The sequence below is a fragment of the Bradyrhizobium sp. SHOUNA76 genome (genome assembly GCF_023006445.1).
In the GTDB taxonomy this organism is placed as follows: domain Bacteria; phylum Pseudomonadota; class Alphaproteobacteria; order Rhizobiales; family Xanthobacteraceae; genus Bradyrhizobium.
The window spans coordinates 1-1,314 of sequence record NZ_JALBHA010000903.1 but is presented as its reverse complement, the minus strand read 5'-3'; the positions used below and the strand labels follow the sequence as shown (position 1 = coordinate 1,314).

General features: G+C 68.0%; 2 protein-coding genes. Both read left to right on the top strand.

All coding sequences use genetic code 11. The annotated features are described in order from the left end of the window. Positions 1–200, top strand: a 200-nt coding sequence (locus MOV74_RS38425) for an aminomethyltransferase beta-barrel domain-containing protein (RefSeq protein WP_404979234.1), incomplete at its 5' end; no start/stop codon positions are given. Positions 201–448: 248 nt separating this feature from the next. After that, a complete protein-coding gene (locus MOV74_RS38420; protein ID WP_246932753.1) occupies positions 449–1,087 on the top strand; it encodes a class I SAM-dependent methyltransferase in 639 nt (212 codons plus the stop codon). The last annotated feature ends 227 nt before the right edge of the window (positions 1,088–1,314 follow it).

Below are 1,314 nucleotides of genomic sequence, written 5' to 3'. Positions count from 1 at the left end.
CGTGGCTGCGCGGCGGCAATGGTCATTACGAGGTCGAGCTCGTCGCCGGCGAGGAAGGCGTCTCGCCGGGGCAAGCTTGCGTGTTCTACGACGCGCCTTCGGGGCAGGCGCGCGTGCTCGGCGGCGGATTCATCCAGAGCGCCGCCGCGAAGGTCGCGAGCGACACAGCGAGGCCGCTCGCTGAAGTGGTGCGCGGCTGAACATCATGAGATCGGACGGCACTCTCGCGACGCCGGAAGTGCGCTCCCTCTCCCGCCTGCGGGGGAGGGTTGGGGAGAGGGCTCTTTCCTCACGCGATATCTCGCGAGAGGATAAAGCCCTCACCCGCCACGCTCTTGCGAGCGTGTCGACCTCTCCCGCAAGCGGGAGAGGCCCAGACCGCGCGCGGGGCTGGATTTGATCTCAGCAACGGCTATTACTCTCCAGGGTTTTTGGTAGGGCAGGGGGCATGGCAGCAGACATCTCGCGGGCCGGGGTCGAGAAGGCCTATGGCCGCTGGGCGCCGGTGTACGATCTCGTATTCGGCAAGGTGTTCGACGCCGGCCGGCAGTCGACCATCGCCGAGGCCGACCGCATCGGCGGCCGCATCCTCGACGTCGGCGTCGGCACCGGCCTGTCGCTGTCGGATTATTCGCGCACCACGAAGATCTGCGGCGTCGACATTTCCGAGCCGATGCTGCGCAAGGCGCAGGCGCGCGTGCGGAGCTTGCGCCTCTCCAATGTCGAGGTGCTCTCGGTGATGGACGCGAAGAACCTCGCCTTCCCCGAAAATTTCTTCGACGCGGTGGTCGCGCAATATGTCATCACCGCCGTGCCCGATCCCGAAGGCACGCTCGACGAGTTCGTGCGCGTGCTCAAACCCGGCGGCGAGTTGATCCTCGTCAACCACATCGGCGCGGAGACCGGCCCGCGAAAGCTGTTCGAGCTTGCCTTCGCGCCCATCGCCCGCCGCCTCGGCTGGCGCCCGGAATTCCCGTGGGCTCGCCTCGAGGGCTGGGCGGCCAGACACGGCGGCATCACGCTGGCCGAGCGCCGCCCGATGCCGCCGATGGGGCACTTTTCGCTGATCCGCTACCGAAAGGCGTGATTCCAAACGACACGGGCAGTGCCCACCTCTCCCAATGGGAGAGGTGAAGCGCGCCCGCGGCTGGCATCGATTAACCCCCCGATCACATCGCATTCCGGCCGGGAACAGCCCGCCGGCCCCGCGCGTTTCCCTCCCATGCGCACGACATCAAACATCATCCTCGCTGGCCTCCTGATCGCCGCCTCAGGCAGCGCGATCGCGCAGGCCCCGCCCGCCCCGGCGACGCC